Origin of the sequence: Planctomyces sp. SH-PL62, assembly GCF_001610895.1 — a bacterium.
GTDB lineage: Bacteria > Planctomycetota > Planctomycetia > Isosphaerales > Isosphaeraceae > Paludisphaera.
Genome location: NZ_CP011273.1, coordinates 5,230,265 through 5,250,986 on the forward strand (window position 1 = coordinate 5,230,265; position 20,722 = coordinate 5,250,986).

Here is a 20,722-nt window from a genome sequence, read left to right on the forward strand (position 1 = left end):
GGCAAGGATGCGAGCGACAGGTCGCTTCCGAGGGGAGGGCCGGACGGCCCGGGGTGCGAGGCCCACATCGGCGAAGCCCGCCGAGACGGCCTACGTCCCCTCGCGACGCCCCGCAAACGATCTCCGAGAAGGGATTTTCGAGATGAAACACTCCGTCTGCATCGTCGGGGGCTGCGGCCACATCGGCCTCCCGCTGGGCATCGCCCTCTCGACGGCCGGCGCGCGGGTCACCCTGCTCGACAACACCGAGTCCCGCGTGCGAAGCGTCGCCGAGGGACGGATGCCGTTCCTGGAGCGGGGCGCCGACGAATCCCTGACCGAAGTTCTGGCCGACGGCCGCCTGACCGTGACCATGGACCCCGACGCGGTCGGCCGGAGCGACACCGTCGTCGTCACGATCGGCACCCCCGTCGACGAGTTCCTCAGCCCCGAGGTCCGAACCTTCGACCGCGCGATGGAGTCGATCCTGGGCCGGATGCACGACGGCCAGCTCCTGATCCTCCGGAGCACCGTCTTCCCCGGCGTCACCAGCCGGCTGGACAAGCGGACCCGCGAGCGCGGCCTGCGGATCGACGTGGCCCACTGCCCCGAGCGGATCGCCCAGGGCTACGCGCTCGAGGAGACCGGGAGCCTCCCCCAGATCATCGGCGGGGTCACGCCTTCGGCGGCGCGGCGGGCCTCGGCCCTGTTCGCCCTCCTCGGCGCGAAGCAGATCGAGATCCCGCCGGTCGAGGCGGAGCTCTGCAAGCTGTTCTGCAACAGCTACCGCTACATCAACTTCGCGATCGCCAACCAGTTCTACGTCATCGCCGAGAAGTTCGGCGCCGACTTCGACCGGGTCCGCAAGGCGATGACGACCGACTATCCGCGCATGGCCGGGTTCCCGGGGGCCGGGTTCGCGGGGGGCCCGTGCCTGCTCAAGGACACGATGCAGCTCGCCGCGTTCAACCACAACGACTTCGTGCTGGGCCAGGCGGCGATGATGATCAACGAGGGGCTGCCCACGTTCCTCGTCGAGTCGGCGAAGGCCAGCTACGACCTGTCGACCGCGACCGTCGCGATCCTGGGCATGGCGTTCAAGGGGAACAGCGACGACCCCCGCGACTCGCTCGCCTACAAGCTCCGGAAGGTCTTGACGTTCGAGAGCCGGAAGGTACTCTGCACCGACCCTTACATCGAAGACCCCTCGTTCGTCTCGCTCGAAACCGCGCTCGAGGAGGCCGACGTGCTGTTCCTCGGGGCCTGCCACGACGAGTACCGCGGGCTCACCCCCCGCCAGCCGACGATCGACGTCTTCAACTTTTTGAAGCGGACGTCGACCGAGGGCGCCGAGCCCCGGACCGCCAACGCCGCCTGACGCCGAGGACCCAGGGACGGGCCGCGTCGGGCGTCCCGATCCGAGTGATCGACCGGCCGGCCGCTCGGCCGGACTCCGGAATTCTCCGTATCGAGTTCGGCCTCGCGCCCGACGCCAGGCCCGAGAGGGACCGTTGCATGAAGATCATGGTGACAGGATCGGCCGGGTTCATCGGCGGCTATCTCGTGGAGGAGCTGCTCGCCAACGGCCATCAGGTCGTCGGCGTGGACAACTTCTCCAAGTACGGCGACCTGGAGCAGGCCAGCCAGGACAACCCGAACTACCAGCTCGTCCGCGGCGACGCCAAGGACGTCGGGCTGATGAAGGAACTGCTGGCCGATTGCGATCACATCATCGCCGGCGCGGCCATGATCGGCGGCATCAGCTACTTCCACACGTTCGCTTACGACCTCCTGGCCGAGAACGAGCGGATCACCGCCTCGACGTTCGACGCGGCCATCTGGGCGTACCAGCACGCCAGGCTCAAGAAGATCACCGTCATCTCGTCGTCGATGGTCTTCGAGAACGCCGTCCGGTTCCCCAGCCGCGAAGGGGAACATCGGGCCTGCCCGCCGCCGGCCTCGACCTACGGCTTCCAGAAGCTGGCCGTGGAGTACTTCGCCCAGGGGGCGTACGAGCAGTACGGCCTGCCCTTCACGATCGCCCGCCCGTTCAACTGCGTCGGCATCGGCGAGCGCCGGGCGAAGTGCGACGTCGAGATCCTCTCGGGCAACGTCAAGCTGGCGATGAGCCACGTCGTCCCGGACCTGGTCCAGAAGGTCCTCAAGGGCCAGGACCCGCTCCACATCCTCGGCGACGGCTCCCAGGTCCGCCACTACACCTACGGCGGCGACCTCGCCCGGGGCATCCGCCTCTGCGTCGAGCACCCGGCGGCGATGAACGAGGACTTCAACCTCTCCACGGCGGCCTCGACGAACGTCCTGGAACTCGCCGAGCTGATCTGGAAGAAGATCCACGGCGAATGGAAGCCCTTCCGCACGGTCTCCGACAAGCCGTTCCAGTACGACGTGCAGTGCCGGATCCCGACCGTCGACAAGGCCCGCGACCTGATCGGCTTCTCGGCCGACACGCCGCTCGACGAGATCCTCGACGAGGTCATCCCCTGGGTCGGCAAGCAGCTCGAAGCCGGAGTCATCTGATGACGTCGCAGACGACGGAAGCCCGACGGGACGACCGCCTCGCCGCGAGCGGGGCGGGCCCCCGCGTCGACAAGCCCCTGGCCCTGGTCGTGCCGGTCTACAACGAGGGGGAGAACTTCCCCGCGCTGCTGGCCGAGATCGAGCGCGACGTCCCCCGGCCGTACACGCTTCACGTCGTCTACGACTTCGACGAGGACACGACCGTCCCCGTGGCGACCGCCTTCGCGAAGGACCGTCCCTGGTTGCGGCTGGTGAAGAACCGCCACGGTCGGGGCGTCGTCGGCGCGATCAAGACCGGATTCGACGAGGTCGGCGAGGGGCCCGCCCTGATCGTCATGGCCGACCTCTCGGACGACCTCCGGGTCGTCCCCCGGATGCTCGAGCTGTACGAGCAGGGCCACCGCGTCGTCTGCCCGAGCCGCTACATGAAGGGTGGGAAGCAGGAGGGGGGGCCGCTGCTCAAGCGGACCCTCAGCCGCCTGGCGGGCCAGTCGCTCTGGACGATCGCCCGCTTCCCGACCCACGACGCGACCAACAACTTCCGCCTCTACGACGCGGCCCTCGTCCGCGAGATGGGGATCGAGAGCACAGGCGGCTTCGAGCTGGCCCTGGAGCTGACCGCAAAGGCCTTCCGCCTCGGCGTGCCCATCGCCGAAACCCCCAGCACCTGGCGTGACCGCACGGCCGGGGAGTCGCGCTTCCAGCTCATGAAGTGGCTGCCTCGCTATCTCTACTGGTACGGGTACGCCCTCGTCTCGCCGCTGCGGCGGGCGACCAACCGCGCCAGGTGAAAGCCCGCCCCAGGACGGGGCGGATCCGCGAGGCCCCGACTCGGCGCGGGACCTCCAGTCGACTCAAAGGATGGGTCCATGATCGAAACCGAGCGGAACGAGGCCGAGGCGCAAACCGCCATCGGCGTGGCCTGGCGCGTGCTCCTGCTCGTCGCCTTCGTCCTGGTGACGATCCCCATGTGGATCTCGCACATGGGCGTGGGCCTGGACCCCTCCTGGGGCACCGCCCTGCACCTCTCGGCGGCCAAGGGGCTCGTCCACGGTCGCGACTTCGTCTTCACCTACGGCCCTCTCGGCTTCGCGCTGGTGCCCAAGGAATACGGCAGCCTCAACGTGCACGCCGTGATTCTGCGCCTCGGTCTCCACCTGTTCTGGTGGACCTCGGTAGGCCTCCTCCTCTTCCGGGTGAAGGGCTACCTGACGCCGCTGGTCTTCGCCGCGACGATGGCCATGAGCGGGATCGCGCTCGACAACGAGTTCAACTTCGCCCTCACGGGCGTGACCATCCTGCCCGTCGCCGGGTTCCTCCTGCTCGCCGAGCTCGACCGCCGGCCCTCCTGGGCGATCCCCGCGGCGTTCCTCGCCGGGGCCGCGATCCTGACCAAGTTCAACGTCGGCGTCGCCTGCACCGGCTCGCTCGGGATGTGGGTGCTGTTCCGGATCGCCCGCGACCACAGCCCCCGCGTGCTGCTCCGGGTGGCGCTGCTGGGCCTGGTGTATTTCGGCTCGATGGCGTTCTTCTTCCGGATCTACGGCGGCCCGCTCAGCGCCCTCTGGCCGTTCCTCCAGGCGTCCAAGGACCTGGCCTCGGCCTACTCGTCGCAGATGACCGTCGACGACCCGGCGACGAGCGTGAGGGCGGTCGTCGCGATGCTGTCGCTCACGGTGATCGGCCTCCTCGTCAGCCTGGCGCGACGCTCGGCGCTCGCGCCGGCGTTCGCGATCATGCTCGTGCCGATGTTCGTCCTCTACAAGGGGGCTGTCGTCCGCCAGTCGACCGGCCACTTCCTGGCCTCCTGGCCGGTGATGGTCAGCCTGACCGCCCTGGTGCTCCCCGCCGCGAGCCGGACGCTCCGGACGCGGGCCGTCGCCACCCTCGCCGTGGCGCTCGCGCTGGCCTCGGGGTTCTGGTACGCTCCCACGTCGGCCCTCAAGGTCGTGACCCGGGGGGCGTCCAACTGGATCGCCCTCTGCAACCTGGGGCAGACCCGGTCGAACATGTTCAACTATGACGCCAAGCTCAAGCAGGAGCGGGCCCTGCCGGCCGCGATGCGCGACCGGATCGGGTCGCAGAGCGTCGACGTCTATCCGTGGGAGACCTCGTTCGTCTGGGCCAACGACCTCAACTGGCGGCCCCGGCCGGTCTTCCAATCGTACACCGCCTACACGCCCCGGCTCGACCAGATGTGCGCCGAGCACTATCGCGGCCCCCGCGCCCCGAAGTTCATCCTCTATTCGCACTACGCGATCGACTTCGAGCACCCCTGCGTCGTCGACTCGCGGACCTGGATCGAGATGTATCGCTGGTACGACTGCGTCGAGGGGGACGGCGACCTCCTGCTCCTCGAGCGCCGCGCCGAGCCCCGATGGCGGGGCGCGGAACGGCTGGAGGAGACCCCGATGACCTTCGCGAAGTCGTACTCGCCGCCAGCCGCCGGCGAGGGCCTCGTGTTCCTCAAGGCCAAGTTCGAGCTGTCGCTCCTGGGCAAGCTGACGGCCCTCTTCTACAAGGTCGACCCGCCCGTCATGCGGGTCCAGTACAAGGAAGGGGAGGCGGCCAATCATCGGCTGGTCTGGCAGAACGCGGCGGGCGGATTCCTCGTCAGCAGCCTGCCGCGCGACGTGAACGGCGTCGTCCGGCTGTTCCATGAGGGAGCCGCCGACGAGGTCGTGGGGGTTTCGTTCCACGACCCGAGCGGCTTTCTCAAGCCCGACATCCGGGTGACGGCCTGGAAATCCGGCCCGGCCGCCGCGCCGTCGCCGGCCGCCGTGGCGACCACCGGCGAGCGACCCGCCGCCCGCTGAGGCTTACTCGCCGGCCAGCAAGCCGAGGATCGCGGACAGGCCGACGACGAGGACGACTCCCAGGATCACAAGGCCGAGGACGAGGAGCGGAGAGAACAGGAACGCCACGGGGGGGGCATCGCCGCCGCTGCCGCCGCTGCCGCCGGCGCCCAATCCGTCCTCGTCCAGGTCGTCCCAGTCGTCGTCCTCGATCCCCAGATCGGCGGCGTCTTGCGACCACGTCTGTGAGAGGATCACGCGGGCCTCGGACTCCAGGCTCGCCGGGACGCTCAGCTTCACGCCGCCGGTGGCGACGTGGTACATCGACTTGCTCCCCATGCGTTCGCCGTCGACGACGGTCGGGATCCCCTCCGCTTCCAGGCGGATGCGGGGGGCCTGGCACGCCAGGGCGTCGGTGAACCGGGCCACCATCACCCAGGGACCCGTCGCCCGGCTCCAGGCGGGGGCCGGGGCGTCCTCTTCCAGCGGCAGGTCGTGCTTCGGGCAGAGTGCCCCGGCCTCCCGAGGCTGGAAGTCCTCGCACACCGGGCAGTATCCCTGCGCGACCATGCGATCGCCGCAATGGGCGCAGAGGTCGTCCTTGGGCGCTTCCGCTCCCGTCTTGAGACAGGACGGGCAGAACCAGGGGATCGGTCTCGAAGTCGACGTGCGGCTCATCGTCGGCGGCTCCCTGCGGGCGTGCCGGTCCACCGCCGGGCGGGTGGCCCTCCAGGCGGAGACGGGCTCCCCTCTCATTCTATTCGCACCGCGCCGGGATTTCTTGGCGCCGGGCGAGGAACGGCGCGAGAGCCGGACGGGACGTAGGGCGTCGGCCGGGCCGAATTCAGCGAGACGCGGCGATCCGCGAAGGCGGGGGTGCGGCGGCGGGGTCCATCCGCGATTCGAGCCGGATCACGTGGACGGCGCCCGGCTTGGTCGCCGCGGCGAGGATTCGGCGACGGTCGTTGAAGGCCAGGGCCGAGGTCTCGGCGCCCCCCAGGTTCAACGGTCCCAGGACCGGGAATCGGCCCAGCAGAACCGTCGGGGCGACCTGCACGAGGTCGAGCGTCGAGTCCTCGGGCTGCGAGACGACGAGGTAGGCGGCGGTGTCCGTCCCGGCGTCGGAGGCCGCGTGATCGGGGTTCGGCCTCGCGGCCAACGCCACGGCATCGTGCTCGTCGACGGCGGGAATGAGGATCCAGTCGCCGTCCTGCGACCGCGAGACGTGCGGCGCGTCGCCGTCCTTGAGATTCATCCGGCCGACGGCCTGGGGGCTACTCGGGTCGGCGAGGTCGATCGCGACCGCCTGCTTCGCGCGGGCCATCGTCACGAGGGCCCGCCTCCCCTGTCGCGAGAGGGTCAGCCGATCGGGGTCGTCGTCGTCGCCGAACGCCAGGCGGCCAACGGGCGCCGAGGTGGACGAGTCGAGAATGGCGGAGGTGGCGTGGACGGTCAGCTCGGGAGCGGGCTTCGCGGCGTCCCCTTCGCCCCGACCGGAGGTCAGCACCATCAGGAAGGCGCCCTCGGGCGTGGCCGCGAGGTCGTCCGGGTAGTAGCCCGCCTCGATGCGAGCCCCGACACGATCGCCTTCGAGCGTGAAGACGTCGAACCAACCGGGGCCGAGATGCTTGGCGTCGTTCACCGGGCGTTGGAGGACCGCGACGTTCCCGCCGACGACCGCGATGGCGACCGGGCGGCCGTCGACCGCGATCTCCGAAAGGGGCGAGAGTTTCGCCTCCTCGTCCACGCGGTAGACGATGACGTGGTTGTAGCGCGGGCAGAGCACGGCGAGCCGTTCGCCAGCCTCGTCGAAGGCGACGCGCGTGGCACGCTGCTGGCCGGTAGCCTCGCGGTGGGTCTCGCGCAACAGCCATGGCCCCGCGACCGCCTCGACGGGCGCCTGCGCCCGCTGGACGATCAGGGCGCCGGCCGCGAACAGCAGGGCCGCGGCGACGGCCAGCGTCGCGAGCACCGCCGGGCGGACCATCCCCGAGGGTTGCGAGGGGGACGGCCCCTCCGGCTTGCGGCGGCCGAGATTCACCCGATTCTCCGTCCCCGCCAGCAGGCGGCCGATGTTCTTGCGGTGCCTGGCGATCAGGAGGACGACGACCGCCACCACCAGGACGCTCATCGCGCGATGCTCGCGGCTCCACGGCTCGTCGGCGCGGCCGAAATACGCGGCGGCGAACGCCAGCCCGCCGATCATCGACGAGAGCGAGACGTACCGGCTGATCAGGAAGACCGTGAAGAACGCGGCCGTCGCCGCGCCGCACGCAACCGGCTCCAGCGCCAGCAGCGCGCCCAGGCTCGTCGCCACTCCCTTGCCCCCCTGGAAGCCAAGGTAGACCGGGAAGTTGTGCCCGAGGATCGCCCCGATCGCCGCCGCGACCGGGAGGTCGGGGGGACGGGCCAGCCCAGGGTCTCGAACAGCCGAGGCACGCCCAGGGTCGGCAGGAGCCCCTTGAGCACGTCGAGGAGGAAGACCAGCACGAAAAAACGGAAGCCCAGCAACCGGCCGAGGTTCGTCGCCCCGATGTTGCCCGAGCCGACCTTGCGCACGTCCTCCCTGGTGAGGGAGTAATAGATCAGGTACCCGAACGGGATCGCCCCGATCAGGTAGGCGGCGAGGGCGGCGGCGGGATAGGTCCAGGTCAACGCGGGGCCTCCGGTCACTGGTCGCGGCCGATCTTCAGGACGGCCTCGTCGGGCTGTCCCAGGAACGCGGCGCGGCGGTTGTCGAAGATCTCATTAGCCGTCGCGTAGTCGTCGTGACGGCCGATGTCGAGCCAGTAGCAGTCCTGCTTGTAGCAGTTGACGGGACGCCCGGTCGTGCGCATCGCCTCCAGCAGCTCAGGCATGGTGACGGCCTGGCCGGGGACGAGATAGTCCCAGGCGTGCGGCTCCAGGATGTAGACGCCCATGCTGACCTGGAAGGAATACTCGGGCTTCTCGCGGTATCCCGTCAGGATGTGGGGGTCGTCTCCGAACTGGAGGACGCCGAAGTCGATCTTGACCTCGCGGGGGTACGACGCGATCGTCGCGGACGCCCCGCGCTCGCGATGGAAGTCGTACATCGCGCCGTAGTCGAGCGTCGTGAGGATGTCGCCGTTGATGACGAGCACCGGCTCCTCGGGGCGCCGGACCAGCGTGAGGCCGCCGGCCGTCCCGAGCGGGGCGACCTCGCGGCGATAGCCGATCTTCGCCCCGAACTTCCGGCCGTCGCCGCAGAAGGTCTCGATCAGCTCGGTCAGGTAGCCGGTGATGATCGTCACGTCGCGGAATCCGAACCGCGCGAGCTGGCGGAGGACCACCTCGATGATCGGCATCGGGTCGTCCTCCCCCAGCGGCATCAACGGCTTGGGCAGGACGTGGGTGTAGGGTCGCAGTCGCGTCCCCTTGCCCCCCGCCAGGATCACGGCTTTCATCGTCGGTCCCCCTTCCCTGGGTCTCTTCGTCTCGATCGCGAGCCGGCCGGCGCGGATGCGGTTCGACTCATCCCCGCCCGGCCTTCTTCCGATTCCCGACCTTCGCGGCGTGCGGCCCGGAAGCGGGCCTCCTGCCGTGGGTCGCGGATTTCGCCCTGGCGGCGGCGACCTCGCGGAATACCTTCACCAGCGCCTCGACGTGGCGGTCGAACGTCCACTCGCGGCCGAGCTTCGCCGCTTCGATCGACATCGCGCGGCGGCGGGACTCGTCGGCCATCCCGTCAAGCGCGGCGACCAGTTCGTCGCGGGCGTCCGGGGCCGACAGCACGAATCCCTGCCGGCCGTGGTCCATCAGCTCACTGGCCCCGTTGCACGCGGTCGTGACGGCCGGCAAGCCGCAGGCGAGCGCCTCCAGCACGACGAGCGAGCAAGGGTCGTAGTAGGTGGGCGAGATGAAGAAGTCGCTCGACCAGTAGCACTCGCGGACGTCGTCGTGGAAGCCCAGGAAGTGGACGAACTCCCCCACCCCCAGCCGTTGCGCAAGTCGGCGATACCAGCCCGGACGGCCGCCGCCGCAGATGAGCAGGTGGATCGGCCGGACGCCGGGCTTGTTCCGGGCGGCCAGCCCTCGGATCAACGGTTCCAGCCCCTTGAGCGCGTAGTTGTGGCCCACGAACAGGCCGACGAGGTCGTCCGGCGCCAGGCCGATCCGGTCCCGAAAGACGCACCGCAAGGCCCCCGGCTGCGGCACCAGGACCCGGTCGGGGTCGATCGCGTTGGGGACGACGTGGATCCGCGACTTCGGAACCCCCTCGAATTCCTGGACGTGCCGGGCCACCATCCGGCTGGCCGCGACGACCCGCGCCCCGCGGTCGGCGGCGTACTGCCGTTTCTCGATCGCGCGGTAGGTCCAGAACTTGGGATTCAGCACCTTCCCCATGACGTAGAGCCGCCGGGTCAGGGCGTTGCCGAACCGCAGCGAATTCGCCCGCAGGCTGCCGCGGTGCACGCCCCCCTGGGGGATGATGACGTCGTGCTCGTAGGTGTTGATGAACCCGATGGTGCAGTCGTAATCGGCGTTCTTGAGGAGCCTGGCCGACGCCTCGGCGAAGCCGGCGACCTGCTCGCGGCGGGTGCGGCCCGGCGACTCGACCCGGATGCAGCGGACCTCGGCCGGCAACGCCCCCTCGGCCCAGCTCGACGTGAACAGGTCGACCTGGTGACCCGAGCGCGTGAGACTGCGGCAGAGGTCGACGATGTAGGTCTCGGCCCCGCCTTTCGTGGGATCGACTCTCGGAAAGTTCAGGGCCAGCCTCATGGGAACCGTCTCCGCGTCCTGCCGCCGCCGGCCCGCGTCCGGCGAGCCCTCATCGTCTGATAATCGCGTCCGGGACGCCCGCGACTGGAGCTTTTCCCGGGATTCTCCGGCTTTCCCGGTCAGTGCGCGTTGTGCGAGGAATACCGCGCCGCCTTGAGCCGGATCATCCGGGCCTGCCACGCCGGCCGTCGCATCCCCGCCGCTTTCTTGTAGTGCATCCAGAACCGGAGGACGTCGCGCGAGGAGACGCCGGCGACCCCCTCGATCGAGTAGAGGAGCTGTCCCAGGTCCTTCCAGCGCCAACGGTCGGCCATCAGCCGGTGCTCGCGGAGCCGGTGAAGGTCGATCAGCGTCAGCTCGACGTCCCGAGGATCGCGCGCCGCTTTCTCCAGGTTCAGGAAGAAGTGGCAGAGATAGAGATCCTTGTGGAACGTCCGGGCCCGGTGCAAGGTCGCGGCGATCCGGGCCATCTCCCCGACGATCCGCCGCTTCATGGCCGCGAACGATTCCGGGTCGAGCGATCGCTCCAGGTCGGGGAGGACCTCGTTCAACTCACGTCCGGGGAGTTCGGCGACCGCCAGGTAGCTCTGGAGACCCCCCCAGGGACCGATCCGTTCGCCGACCGCGACGACCTCCGGGACCGGGACGCCCAGCGCCCGCGCCCGCTCCAGGTGGGACCACTCGGCCGCGCCCGGCGAATGCCTCCCGGACGGGTCGACGGTCGCCGCAAGCCGGGCCGCCAGCGGGAGCCGGAAATGCCGCTTGAGGTAGACCGAGACGCGCCGCTCGGCCCCGTGCAGGACGACGCGGGCCGTCGACCGCCCCTGCTTGGCGTGGAGCCGGTCGCGACTGACGATCGCCATGACGGAGGCGTCGAAGTCGGCCGGCAGCGCCTCGCGGTAACGATCGTTGATCCACGACCATCGCGAGCCCCGGATCAGGCGTTTCCAGAACGCTCGCAAGCTCATGGCGTGAAGCCTTCCCAGGAGATCGGTTGATTCATGCGGTAGATCCGCGTCCCGACGTCGCGGCCGTCGACGATCACCGGGAAGTCGCGGACGGGCGTCGCCGCGAAGGCCAGCAGTGCATTGAGGCTCTCGGCGCGTCGACTCTTCGCCCGCAGCTCGTCGCGACCCACGACGACGTAGGCGAGGCTCCGATCCGAGAGCGCCTGGCGGACGTGCCAGTAGTCGTACCCGTCCGCCCGGTCGGCCACGAACCGGGCCCAGCCGCGGGTGTCGAGGATCTGCTCGCCGGCCCGGGCGTTCGCGACCAGCCAGCGACCGGCCTCCCAGTGGCCCCGACGACTCTCGTGCCCCGTGCGGAGTTGGTAGACGACCAGGATCAGGGCGACGAACGCCGTCACCACGGCCACCGCGCCCCGCCACGCTCGCGGCGGGACGGCGAGCTTCATCCCTAGCCCGCGGACGCAGACGAAGACCCCCGCCCCCGCCCAGATCGACGACGCCGCCACCAGCGGCAAGACGTGGCGGCTCGACAGGTAACCCAGGCTCGATCCGTGTCGCACGAGGACGAGGACGTAGGTCGCGGCGAAGACGCCCAGCACGAGCCCCTCGGCCCCGCCGGCGCCCGGCTCGCGGTCGCAGAGCCGCTGGACGGCGCGGCGGCGGGCCAGCCCCCAGACGGCCATGATCGCGAAGCCCCAGCACATCTCGTCCCACCATTTCCGGCCGACCCAGACGAGGGCGGCGACCGGCCCGCCCAGGGTCTTGTCGTCCGACTCCTCCTTGGCGGAGAGGTCCAGGCCGGCCTCGGCGAGTCCCTGAGGCAGCGGCTGGGGCGTCGAACGACGGGCGGCGGCCTGCGGGCCCAGCGACGCGGCGTGGCGCAGGGCGAGCTTCTCGGAAACCTGCCCTTTCGCCAGCGCGTACGAGCCGACGCAGACCAGGACGGCCAGCCCGAGGGCCGGCAAGGCCGGGGCGGTCGCGACCGCACTCGCCCCGCGAGTCCGCGCCAGGTAGAGGGTCCAGGCCAGCCCGACGGCCATCGGCGCGAGGATCGCCTCGGGCCTCGCCAGGTAGCCGACGCCGCCGGCGAGCCCGGCGGCCAGGGCGAGCCGCCACGAATCGCGACGGATCGCCGCCGCCCCGAGCGCGAGCGTCGCCGTCATCCCCAGCAGGCCCAGGGCGTTGCCCAGGGTGTCGCGGCCGACCTCGCCGGGGACGGGAAGCAGCACGTAGAGGATCACGGCGATCAACGCCACGCGTTCGTCGAAGATCGCCCGAGCCAGCGCGAAGAGCGGGAACAGCAGCAGGAGCGAGGCCAGGGCCGACACTCCCTGCGCGGCGATTCGCCAGGCGTCCGGGCCGGGGCCCAGCAGCGCCGCCGAAACGGGCTCGACGGCCGCGATCAGCGCGGGATAGAGCGGGTGCTGGTCCGTCCCCTTGATCACGTCGATCCAGGGATCGGACTGGAAGCGGCGGGCGGCGGCCAGGAACTTCAGGCCGTCCTGGGCCGGGACGAGCGTGCGGTGGATCGCCGCGACGTGGAGGAGTGCGGCGAACGTCAGGATGCCGATGAACCAGCGACGATGCGCCACCCTGATCCTCCTTGACCCGAGCCTTCCGCGCGCCGATCCTCGGCCGCGACGGCGATTATAGGTGCACCCTTCAGGCCGTCAATGGCAGGACCGTGCAGCCTCGCGGCGCGACGGCGGCCCAGAGGTCCTCCATCGACCGTTCGAAGGTCGTCGAGGGCCGCCAGCCGATCTCGCCGGCGATCCGGTCGATGCACGCGCGGGAGTCGTCCGGTTCGCGACGCCGCGTCGCATCCGGATCGACCTCGACTCGGGCCGATCGACCGCTCAGGCGAACCAGCAGGTCGAGCCCTTCCCGGATCGTCCGCGAGCGGCCGGAGCCGATGTTGTAGACGCGCCGGGGCGTTCCACGTCGCGCCAGTTCGATGAGGGCGCGGGCCGCGTCGCGGACGTCGACGAAGTCGCGGCGGGCGTCGAGCCGTCCCGCCAGGAGGGGGACCGGGTCGGCGGCCGGCGAGGCGAGCTGGGCGGCGAACCGGCCGAAGGCCAGCGATTCCGGCATCCCCGGCCCGATCGGGTTGAACAGGCGGCCGACGACGACCTCCAGCGGCCCGCGATCGGCCAGGGCCGAGGCCGTCGCCATCATCTTGCTGCGGCCGTACGCGGTCATCGGCCGGCAGGGGTGGTCCTCGACCACGGGGAGGTCGGCGGCGGCGACCGGCCCCAGCTCGGCGGCCGAGCCGGCGACGACGACGCGGACGGGCCGGTCCAGCGTCCTCAGCGCGCTGAGGAGCCGGTCGGTTCCCCAGAAGTTCGTCTCGTACAGCTCCGCGTCGGGGGCCGGCGGCGTCTTCCCCGCCGCGTGGACCACGTAGTCCGGCTCGATCTCGCGCACGGCGCGGGCGAGGCCTTCGGGCTCGCGGAGGTCGGCCGAAACGAACAGCACGCCGCGGAGGGATTCCGGACGGCTCCGACCCAGGACAACGATCCGGTCGCCCGTTCCCGAGGCCCGCTCCAGCGCGTCCAGGACGTACCCGCCCAGCCAGCCGCGTGCTCCGGTGATCAGCCAGGTCGCCATGAAGTCTCCTTGGTCTCGAGGCGCAAGTGGGTTGATCGAGGACTTCGTCGGCCCGTCAACGTCCGCGTCGCCGCGTCGAACACGCGGTCGGGCGTGAGCAGCTTCATGCAGCGGTGATGCCCCAGCGGGCATACGGGGCGCTGGCAAGGCCCGCACGGGACGGGGTGATACAGATGAATCGCGTGTGGATGATTGGTCCTGGTCCATTCGATACGAGTGGGCCCGAACAGCGTGACGACCGGGGTGCCGAATGCGGCGGCGAAATGCCGGGGCCCGGAATCGGTCGTGACGAGCAGGTCCGCACGCCGCACCAGGGCCTTGGACAGCCCGAGGCTCAGGGGCCGGTCCGCCAGGCTGACGACCTTCGGATGCGCGGCCAGCTCGGCCATCCGCCGCGACTCCTCGCGCTCGGAGGGGCCGCAGAGCGCGACGACCGCGACTCCCGCCTCCTCGGCGAGGCGGCGGGCGAGGACGCCGAAATACTCGACGGGCCAGGCTTTCGACGGACCGAACGCGCCGCCGTTGTTCAGGCAGACCAGTCCGGAGGAGACGTCCACCCCCAGCGTCGCGAGCGCCTCGTCGGCGGCGGCCTCGTCGGCCGGCGTCGTGGCCAGCTCCAGGCGGACGCCGTCGCCGGGGCATCCCAGCGCGTGGGCGAGGGCCAGGTAGTACTCGACGATCGGGCACGGCAGCAGCTTCCCCTTGGCGTCGCGAGGGGGAGCCAGGCGGTCGGTCAGCAACCAACCCCGGGCGTAACGCTCGTAGCCGACCCGGCGCTTAATCCCCGAGAGCCGGGAGATCCAGGCCGTGCGGATGGAGTTGGGGAGCAGCACCGCCGCGTCGGGGCGATCGGCCCGCAGACGCCGGACGAGCGCCGGGGTCCGCTGCTCGCGAAGTTTGGAGCGGGGGTGGAACAGGATCGTCTCGTCGAACCAGTCGAGCCCGTCGAGGACGGGGGCGACGTTCGGCTTGACGACGGCCGTCAGCCGACCCGCTGGGAAATGCTTCCGCAGGGCGCGGAAGGTGGGCGTCGCCATGACGGTGTCGCCGATGAGGCTGGGGCAGAAAACGACGATGTTCATTCGGGGCCGGACCCTTCCATGGCGGATCCATCCGGCGATCCATGCCGGACGCCCGAGCCTCCGGGGTCGTCTCCCTCGTTATGCGTCCGCGACAGGCCGGGACTCGGGGAGCAAGGCCGCCAGCAGGTCTTCCAGCGGGCGGGCGTCGTCCAGGAGTTCAAGGCCGATCCGGAGCGCGCGAAGGGGGGCGTCCCCGAGATTCGAGAGGCGGAGCTTCACCAAATCCTTCTGCGTGGTCAAGACGAGATTCGCCCCCGACGCCCCGGCCCATCGGACGAGATCGGCGACGTCCTCGGCGGAGTAGGGATGGTGGTCCGGGAAGACTCGCAGGTCGGCGATCCGACAGCCGAGCGATTCGAGGCTCCGGCGGAATCCTTCGGGATTGCCAAGCCCGCAGAAGGCGGCGACCTCGCGGCCGTCGAGGCCGTCGAGCGACGAGGCGGACCCGTCGCCGTCGACGAGGTCGCGAGGCGCGTGGCGGGCTTCCAGGATCGGGATCGTGGCGTTGCGGCGGCGGACTTCCGACCGGATCGCGGCGAGCCGGTCGGCCGGCGCGAGGTCGGCCCGGGTGACGATCACGGCGTCCGCTCGTTTCAGGGACGTCGCGGGCTCGCGCAGCAGCCCGCGCGGGAAGAGACGGCCGAGGCCGAACGGGTCGAGCGCGTCGAGCAGCACGAGGTCGAGGTCGCGGGCCAGCCGGCGGTGCTGGAAACCGTCGTCGAGGACGATCAGCTCGGTCTCCAACTCGTCCACGGCGATCTCCGCGAGCCGGACGCGGTCGGGGTCCTGGAGGTGGGGGACGTCCGGGAGGTTCTCCTCCAGCACGAGCGCCTCGTCGTTGACGGCGTCGGCCCGACCGTAGCCCCGGCTGATGAGGCAGACGCGCACGTCGCGGGCGCGATACCAGCGGGCCAGCCACTCGACCATCGGCGTCTTGCCGGTCCCGCCGAGGGTCAGGTTGCCGACCGAAACGACCGGGACCCGCGCCCGGTGTACGGCCTTGAGGCCGCGGTCGAAGGCCGCGTTGCGGGCGGCGACGCCGAGCCCGTAGGCGGCGGCGGCGAGACCCAGGCCCATCCGGGCGGCGCTCGCCGTCGGCCCCTTGATCTCGCCTCGCACCAATCTCAGGAACCGTTCGGGATCGATGCCGCCCACGCGTTCGACGTCCTCTCTTTACGCGGCCAGGTCCGCGTCGGGGGGGCCGCCTCCCGGATCGTCGCGACGGCCGTTAAGATGGAGGAGGCTAACCGTAAGCCGCGGCGAGCGTCAAGCCGCACCACGACCGCCAGCCTCGAGAGCCCCAGGTCCCCCATGATCCCTCCGCCAGAACCGCCGCACCCCCTTGTCGTCCACTGGCTCCAGCGGCACCTCAGCGTCGTGAGCTTCGTGCTGCACCTGATCGGCATCCCGCTGACGATCCTGGGCGTGCTCCTCTTCCCGGTCTATGCGTATCTGGTCTCGTTCCCGATCTTCGTCCTGGGGCTCGGGCTGTTCCTGGGGGGATTCGGGCTCCAGTTCGCCGGCCATTACCTGGAGAAGACCGACCCGGGCGAGGTGATCTACTTCAAGCGGCTGTTCGGCATGCCTTACGTCGAGTTCCCGCTGGGCGGGGGACCGTTCGCCGGGTACGACCGGGCGACGGAGGCGTCGGCGGGCGACGATGCTGCGCAATCTCAGGCCCCGGCGGGAACGGCCTGAGCTTGCCTGTCCCTTTATGGCGTCGTGGACGATGCGCGAGGTCTCGGGTCGACCGGCCACACTTTCCGGCCCTTCGTTTTTTCGCCTGGAGCAGAATCGGCCCAACCCGTAATATCCGCCTCATCGCCTCAAGTCTCAAAACACGAACGTCCGATACCATTCGACAGGCCGACTCTCCGCACATTTCCGGGGGTCGAGGTCGCATCGTCTGATGTTCGTTCGCACACAACTTGTTTTCGGCACGAAGGGTCGGCCATCGCACCTCGCCTCGGCCGCCCTCGTGGGTGTCAGAGCTGGGTCGCGACCGAGTCGGCCCGAATGCGACGGCGACGGTCGAGTCGTGGGCGGTAGACTCCGTGAGCCAAGCCAGGGATGGCGCGGCGTGTTCCCACGCCTCGAGTGACGCGTCACATGGCGATCTTAGTCAAGGACGGCTGGCCATGCGATTGACTTTACGAAGGAACCGATGGACTCATATGGCCGTGCTGGCGGCCTGGGTGGGCTCATCCGGTTGCCAGAGACTTCCCTACATCGACCAGTCCAAGTCCGTCCCCCACGACAACATGGGGAAGATGGCCCTGGAGGATAAGGAAGTCAAGCAGGCCGACTTCCTCTCCAGCGGCGCGCCGCTGCCCATCCCCAAGATCGCCAAGCCACGGACGACGAACGATCCCGAGGCCGACGAGATCTGGCCGATGACGTTGCAGGAGGCGATCCGGATCGGCCTCGACAACTCCGAGGTGGTCCGGGTCATCGCCTTCGGTGCGCAGGGCATCCCGGTCGGCGGGTTCGAGCCCCAGCCGTTGAACACGGGGGCCGGCGCGGGCATCGCCAGCGCCCTGGGCGCCGGGACGCTGCGGTCGGTCTACGACCCGGCCATCCAGGAGACCCAGATCGCCCAGGCCCTGAGCGCCTTCGACACGGCGTTCATCACCAACATGACCTACGGCAAGAGCTCCCAGCCGTTCAACAACGCGATCCAGGGCGGCACGTTCCAGCTCGCCGGGACGAGGACGCCGGTCATCTCGGTGCAGGACACGGCGAACTTCCAGATCGGCCTCCAGAAGCGGACGGCCACCGGCGCCCAGATCGGCATCGTCCACAACGTCAACTGGCTGTACCAGAACAGCACGTTCCTGGTCACGCCGTCGGCGTACACGACGAACCTGCAGCTATCCTTGACCCAGCCCCTGATGGGCAGCGCGCCGATGCCCGGCCAGCAGGCCGGCCCGCCGGTCGGCCTGGAGGCCAACCGCGCCCCGATCGTCGTCGCCCGGCTCAACGCCGACGCGGCCGTCTGGGCGTTCAAGGCCGACGTCATGGCCCAGGTCCGGTCGATCGAGCAGCAGTACTGGGCCCTGGCCCAGCAGCACGTCCAGCTCTGGTCGGCCGAGAAGGCCGTCGAGCTGGCCCGCGAGATCGTCAACCGCGAGCAGGCCGAGCTGGTCGTCGGCAAGGGGACCGTGGCCGACGTCGCCGAGGCCCAGCAGCGGCTGGAGCAGTTCAACCTCGACCTGGTCACCAAGACGGCCGACGTCATCACCACCGAGCGGCAGTTGCGGAATATCCTGGGGCTCCCCCCGGCCGACAACCGCCGGATCATCCCGGTCACGCCGCCGACCGAGGCCCGCCTGGAGCCCGACTGGGATTCGAGCCTGGCCCAGATGGTCACCTTCCAGCCCGACATCGTCCAGCAGCAGCTCCTGGTGCGGATCGCCGAGCTCCAGCTCCTGATCACCCGCAACCAGCTCCTCCCCCAGCTCAGCCTGAACGTCCTCTACCAGTTCAACGGGTTCGGACAGAACCTGGACTCGGCCGAGGCGGTCATGACGGGGGCCACGATCAAGGCCCTGGAACCGGTGATCGCCGCCCAGCAGCGGGCCGCCGGCGTCGCGGGGAACCCGGGCTTCTACAACAACTTCCGGACCTGGCAGGTCGGCTGGTCGTTCCAGATGCCGCTCGGCATGCGGGCCCCGCTGGCCAGCACGCGGCAGGCCCAGTACACCTTGCTCCGCCAGCGGGCCTACCTCCAGCAGGTCATCCACCAGACGGTCCACTCGCTGAGCCGGTTCTTCCTGGAAGTCGACGCCAACTTCAAGCAGTTCAAGACCGCCTCGCGGCTCCGGGCCGCCGCGGCCGAACGCCTCGCCGCCCAGCGGGCCTATTACGAGGAAGGCCGGATCACCATCGACCGCTTCCTCGACGCCGTCAGCCAGTACGCCCAGGCCGTCGCTCTCGAGGCCCAGTACAAGACGACCTACAACATCTCGATCGTCGCCCTGGAAGAAGCCAAGGGGACGCTCCTGGCCTACAACAACATCGCGGTCGCCGAAGGGCCCAACCCCCGCAAGGCGTACGTCCAGGCCCGCGACATTCAGGAAGGCCACAAGCAGATCCCGATCCCGCCGGACGGCCCGATGTACCCCGAGCGAGTCGTGGGCCCCGCCACGCCCGACCCGGTGGCGCCGCAGCCGCCGCCGAACCTCGAGCCCGGCGACCCGCTCCCCGCGATGCCCGCCCCGATCGGGCCGCTGGGACCCTCGCCGACCCCGATTCCTCCGTACCGACCGGCCGGCGAGGCCCCCATCCTCTCGCAGACGCCGGCCCCCCGGACCGACCCGGCCGCCATCCCGGCCGGCGGGCCCCCGCGACGTCTCCGACGCCGGCCCCGGCACCGGCCCCGAGCCCGGCGCCCACGACCGAAGAACTCCCCGAGCTTCCCGAGGCCGTCGACCTCCCGCCGCTCCCCTGACGGCGGGCCGACAAGCCGACGCGGACCCAACGAAAGGCCGACGCTCCCCCGGAGCGTCGGCCTTTCGGCGTTGATCGCGACTACATGGAAGGCGTAGCCGGGGGATCGGCTTGCCACGGCCCGAGAGTCGCCTATAAACTTCATCGTGGGGGCCGTCCGCAGTTCGCGCATTGCTTCGCACCGCACGTCGACAAGGAAGGGGCGAGCATCATGTCCCGGCGCCTTCGATTCATCGTCCTCGCGGCCCTGGCCGCTTGCTCGGCCCCTCGGCCGACCCTGGCCTACGAACAGGGGCCGTCCCCTGCGCAGACCGTCGTCGACGCGCTCCGGGCGAACCCGCTCCTCCTCCCCTACCCGATCCGGGTCGACGTCGGGCGGCAGGGCGAGATCATCCTCTCGGGCAAGGTCGGGACCAAGGGCCTCCACGACCTGGCGATCCGAACGGTCATCGACCTGGGGCTCGTCCCCCACGACGACCTGGTGATCGACACGCGCGAGGCCCACCGCGTCGCGCTCGAACAGACCTACGGGGGGGGCGCTGTCGTCGCGGCCTCCCCGCTCGGTCCCGCCCCGACGTTCGTCTATCCCGAGCCGCTCTTCGGTCGCCTCGACGACCCATTCTACGGGTTCGAGCCCCCCATCCTCAGTCTCCCTCCACGCGTCGACGTACCCGGAGTCGCTCTCGCGGGTCGGCCCGCCCCGACGCCCGACGAGGCGATCCGCCGAGCCGCGGCCCCGGTGAAAGGGCGAATCCAGCTCGCCGTCGATGAGTTCGGCCAGGTGTCGCTTTCCGGCGACGTCGCGAGCGAAGAGGACAAGTGGATCATCGAACAGGAGGCGAGTCGCGTCCCCGGCGTGACCCGCGTGGCGAGCGACCTCCGGGTCGTCAGCCGCACGACTCCCCCGCCCCCCCCGAAGCCCCTCGACGGCCGTCCGATCGAGCTGCAACGCCCCGTCCCTCCCCCACCGCCCCCCCAGGCGGTCCCCGCCCCAGCCCCCGCTCGCCCTGGCGTCGGCGATCCGCTCGGGACGCGGGTCGAGCAGGCGATCGAACGTCGTCCGGCGCTCCGAGGCCTCCCCATCGACACGCAAGCGGCCGACGACGTGGTGACGATCTCCGGGAAAGTCCCGTCCGCGTATGAGGCGATGCTCGCCTTCCGCGCCGTCCAGCAGACGCCCGGCGTCCGCGAGGTCGTCGACAAGCTGGAATTCCCCCTTCCCGACGAGAACCACCCCAACCCCCTGAAGGCCAAGGCACGGCCGAGCGACCTGGAGCCGTACTTCCTCAACCAGATCCGACGCCACGCCGGCGACACCGCGCACGTCGATCGCGTCGAGGTCCGGGGGGACGTCGTCCAGGTCAGCGGCTCGCTCTCCCCGGGCGAGGATCAGGCCCGTATGGACGCCCTCCTGCGGTCCATCCCCTTGCTCCGCGACTTTCGGATCGAGTCGAATTTCCTCGCCGATTGAGCCGATTCGCCTGGCGCGGCGCGACACTGAAGAAGCTGGGCAAGCTCTCCGTGCCAACGACGCGATCGTCGGTCGTCAGGCCGCAAATCT

16 protein-coding genes and 1 pseudogene are annotated in these 20,722 nt (G+C 70.3%); 7 read left to right on the forward strand and 10 right to left on the reverse strand.

Annotation, left to right across the window (positions count from 1 at the left end; all coding sequences use genetic code 11):
• Positions 1-142 precede the first annotated feature (142 nt).
• The 4 genes from VT85_RS20215 (at position 143) to VT85_RS20230 (ending at position 5,333) form a co-directional block, all read left to right on the forward strand.
• Positions 143-1,357, forward strand: coding sequence for a nucleotide sugar dehydrogenase (locus VT85_RS20215; protein WP_068419466.1), 1,215 nt, complete (start codon positions 143-145; stop codon positions 1,355-1,357).
• A 137-nt stretch (positions 1,358-1,494) separates the two neighbouring features.
• A complete protein-coding gene (locus VT85_RS20220) occupies positions 1,495-2,517 on the forward strand; it encodes an NAD-dependent epimerase/dehydratase family protein (protein ID WP_068422386.1) in 1,023 nt (340 codons plus the stop codon).
• Entirely contained in the window at positions 2,517-3,308 is a 792-nt protein-coding gene (locus VT85_RS20225; protein WP_082858764.1) for a glycosyltransferase, read from the forward strand. The genes VT85_RS20220 and VT85_RS20225 overlap by 1 nt, the downstream gene beginning before the upstream one ends.
• Before the next feature lie 78 nt (positions 3,309-3,386).
• The gene (locus tag VT85_RS20230; protein WP_068419468.1) at positions 3,387-5,333 is read left to right on the forward strand and encodes a hypothetical protein; all 1,947 of its coding nucleotides are present in this window, start codon (positions 3,387-3,389) and stop codon (positions 5,331-5,333) included.
• Positions 5,334-5,336: 3 nt separating this feature from the next.
• On the opposite strand, the gene VT85_RS20235 is transcribed toward VT85_RS20230, so the two are convergent.
• The 10 genes and pseudogenes from VT85_RS20235 to lpxK form a co-directional block, all read right to left on the reverse strand.
• Complete coding sequence (locus tag VT85_RS20235) at positions 5,337-5,990, reverse strand: hypothetical protein (protein ID WP_068419470.1); 654 nt, start codon at positions 5,988-5,990, stop codon at positions 5,337-5,339.
• 166 nt (positions 5,991-6,156) lie between these two features.
• The gene (locus VT85_RS20240) at positions 6,157-7,725 is read right to left on the reverse strand and encodes a glycerol-3-phosphate acyltransferase (protein ID WP_315850950.1); all 1,569 of its coding nucleotides are present in this window, start codon (positions 7,723-7,725) and stop codon (positions 6,157-6,159) included.
• A gap of 26 nt (positions 7,726-7,751) precedes the next feature.
• Positions 7,752-7,985: pseudogene (locus VT85_RS29700) on the reverse strand (glycerol-3-phosphate acyltransferase); the annotation flags it as partial.
• Positions 7,982-8,737 carry a sugar phosphate nucleotidyltransferase gene (locus VT85_RS20250; protein WP_068419477.1) on the reverse strand — a complete coding sequence of 252 codons (756 nt, stop codon included), beginning with the start codon at positions 8,735-8,737 and terminating at the stop codon, positions 7,982-7,984. The pseudogene VT85_RS29700 and the gene VT85_RS20250, both read right to left, overlap by 4 nt.
• Positions 8,738-8,804: 67 nt before the next feature.
• A complete protein-coding gene (locus tag VT85_RS20255) occupies positions 8,805-10,055 on the reverse strand; it encodes a glycosyltransferase family 4 protein (RefSeq protein WP_068419479.1) in 1,251 nt (416 codons plus the stop codon).
• A gap of 119 nt (positions 10,056-10,174) precedes the next feature.
• The gene (locus tag VT85_RS20260; protein WP_068419481.1) at positions 10,175-11,023 is read right to left on the reverse strand and encodes a lipopolysaccharide kinase InaA family protein; all 849 of its coding nucleotides are present in this window, start codon (positions 11,021-11,023) and stop codon (positions 10,175-10,177) included.
• Entirely contained in the window at positions 11,020-12,615 is a 1,596-nt protein-coding gene (locus tag VT85_RS20265) for a glycosyltransferase family 39 protein (protein WP_068419483.1), read from the reverse strand. The genes VT85_RS20260 and VT85_RS20265 overlap by 4 nt, the downstream gene beginning before the upstream one ends.
• Positions 12,616-12,685: 70 nt before the next feature.
• Complete coding sequence (locus tag VT85_RS20270; protein WP_068419485.1) at positions 12,686-13,630, reverse strand: NAD-dependent epimerase/dehydratase family protein; 945 nt, start codon at positions 13,628-13,630, stop codon at positions 12,686-12,688.
• Positions 13,615-14,712: a lipopolysaccharide heptosyltransferase II gene (gene waaF, locus VT85_RS20275; protein WP_068419487.1), complete on the reverse strand. Its 1,098-nt coding sequence runs from the start codon at positions 14,710-14,712 to the stop codon at positions 13,615-13,617. Before waaF ends, VT85_RS20270 begins: the two co-directional genes overlap by 16 nt.
• A 78-nt stretch (positions 14,713-14,790) precedes the next feature.
• Positions 14,791-15,867 carry a tetraacyldisaccharide 4'-kinase gene (gene lpxK, locus VT85_RS20280; protein ID WP_197490900.1) on the reverse strand — a complete coding sequence of 359 codons (1,077 nt, stop codon included), beginning with the start codon at positions 15,865-15,867 and terminating at the stop codon, positions 14,791-14,793.
• A gap of 156 nt (positions 15,868-16,023) precedes the next feature.
• Between lpxK and VT85_RS20285 the strand changes: the two genes are divergently transcribed.
• The 3 genes from VT85_RS20285 to VT85_RS20295 all read left to right on the forward strand — a co-directional run bounded on the left by VT85_RS20285 (position 16,024) and on the right by VT85_RS20295 (position 20,632).
• Entirely contained in the window at positions 16,024-16,410 is a 387-nt protein-coding gene (locus tag VT85_RS20285; protein WP_156512974.1) for an Mpo1-like protein, read from the forward strand.
• A gap of 476 nt (positions 16,411-16,886) precedes the next feature.
• Positions 16,887-19,259 carry a TolC family protein gene (locus VT85_RS20290; protein ID WP_068419489.1) on the forward strand — a complete coding sequence of 791 codons (2,373 nt, stop codon included), beginning with the start codon at positions 16,887-16,889 and terminating at the stop codon, positions 19,257-19,259.
• 113 nt (positions 19,260-19,372) lie between these two features.
• Positions 19,373-20,632, forward strand: coding sequence for a BON domain-containing protein (locus VT85_RS20295; RefSeq protein ID WP_068419491.1), 1,260 nt, complete (start codon positions 19,373-19,375; stop codon positions 20,630-20,632).
• Positions 20,633-20,722 lie beyond the last annotated feature (90 nt).

Excerpts from the sequence above, each read along its gene's own strand:
- waaF (WP_068419487.1), bottom strand. The coding sequence starts at position 14,712 with ATGAACATCGTCGTTTTCTGCCCCAGCCTCATCGGCGACACCGTCATG.
- VT85_RS20215 (WP_068419466.1), top strand. The coding sequence starts at position 143 with ATGAAACACTCCGTCTGCATCGTCGGGGGCTGCGGCCACATCGGCCTC.
- VT85_RS20255 (WP_068419479.1), bottom strand. The coding sequence starts at position 10,055 with ATGAGGCTGGCCCTGAACTTTCCGAGAGTCGATCCCACGAAAGGCGGG.
- VT85_RS20270 (WP_068419485.1), bottom strand. The coding sequence starts at position 13,630 with ATGGCGACCTGGCTGATCACCGGAGCACGCGGCTGGCTGGGCGGGTAC.
- VT85_RS20235 (WP_068419470.1), bottom strand. The coding sequence starts at position 5,990 with ATGAGCCGCACGTCGACTTCGAGACCGATCCCCTGGTTCTGCCCGTCC.
- VT85_RS20230 (WP_068419468.1), top strand. The coding sequence starts at position 3,387 with ATGATCGAAACCGAGCGGAACGAGGCCGAGGCGCAAACCGCCATCGGC.
- VT85_RS20285 (WP_156512974.1), top strand. The coding sequence starts at position 16,024 with ATGATCCCTCCGCCAGAACCGCCGCACCCCCTTGTCGTCCACTGGCTC.
- VT85_RS20295 (WP_068419491.1), top strand. The coding sequence starts at position 19,373 with ATGTCCCGGCGCCTTCGATTCATCGTCCTCGCGGCCCTGGCCGCTTGC.
- VT85_RS20225 (WP_082858764.1), top strand. The coding sequence starts at position 2,517 with ATGACGTCGCAGACGACGGAAGCCCGACGGGACGACCGCCTCGCCGCG.
- VT85_RS20290 (WP_068419489.1), top strand. The coding sequence starts at position 16,887 with ATGGCCGTGCTGGCGGCCTGGGTGGGCTCATCCGGTTGCCAGAGACTT.
- VT85_RS20250 (WP_068419477.1), bottom strand. The coding sequence starts at position 8,737 with ATGAAAGCCGTGATCCTGGCGGGGGGCAAGGGGACGCGACTGCGACCC.
- VT85_RS20260 (WP_068419481.1), bottom strand. The coding sequence starts at position 11,023 with ATGAGCTTGCGAGCGTTCTGGAAACGCCTGATCCGGGGCTCGCGATGG.
- VT85_RS20220 (WP_068422386.1), top strand. The coding sequence starts at position 1,495 with ATGAAGATCATGGTGACAGGATCGGCCGGGTTCATCGGCGGCTATCTC.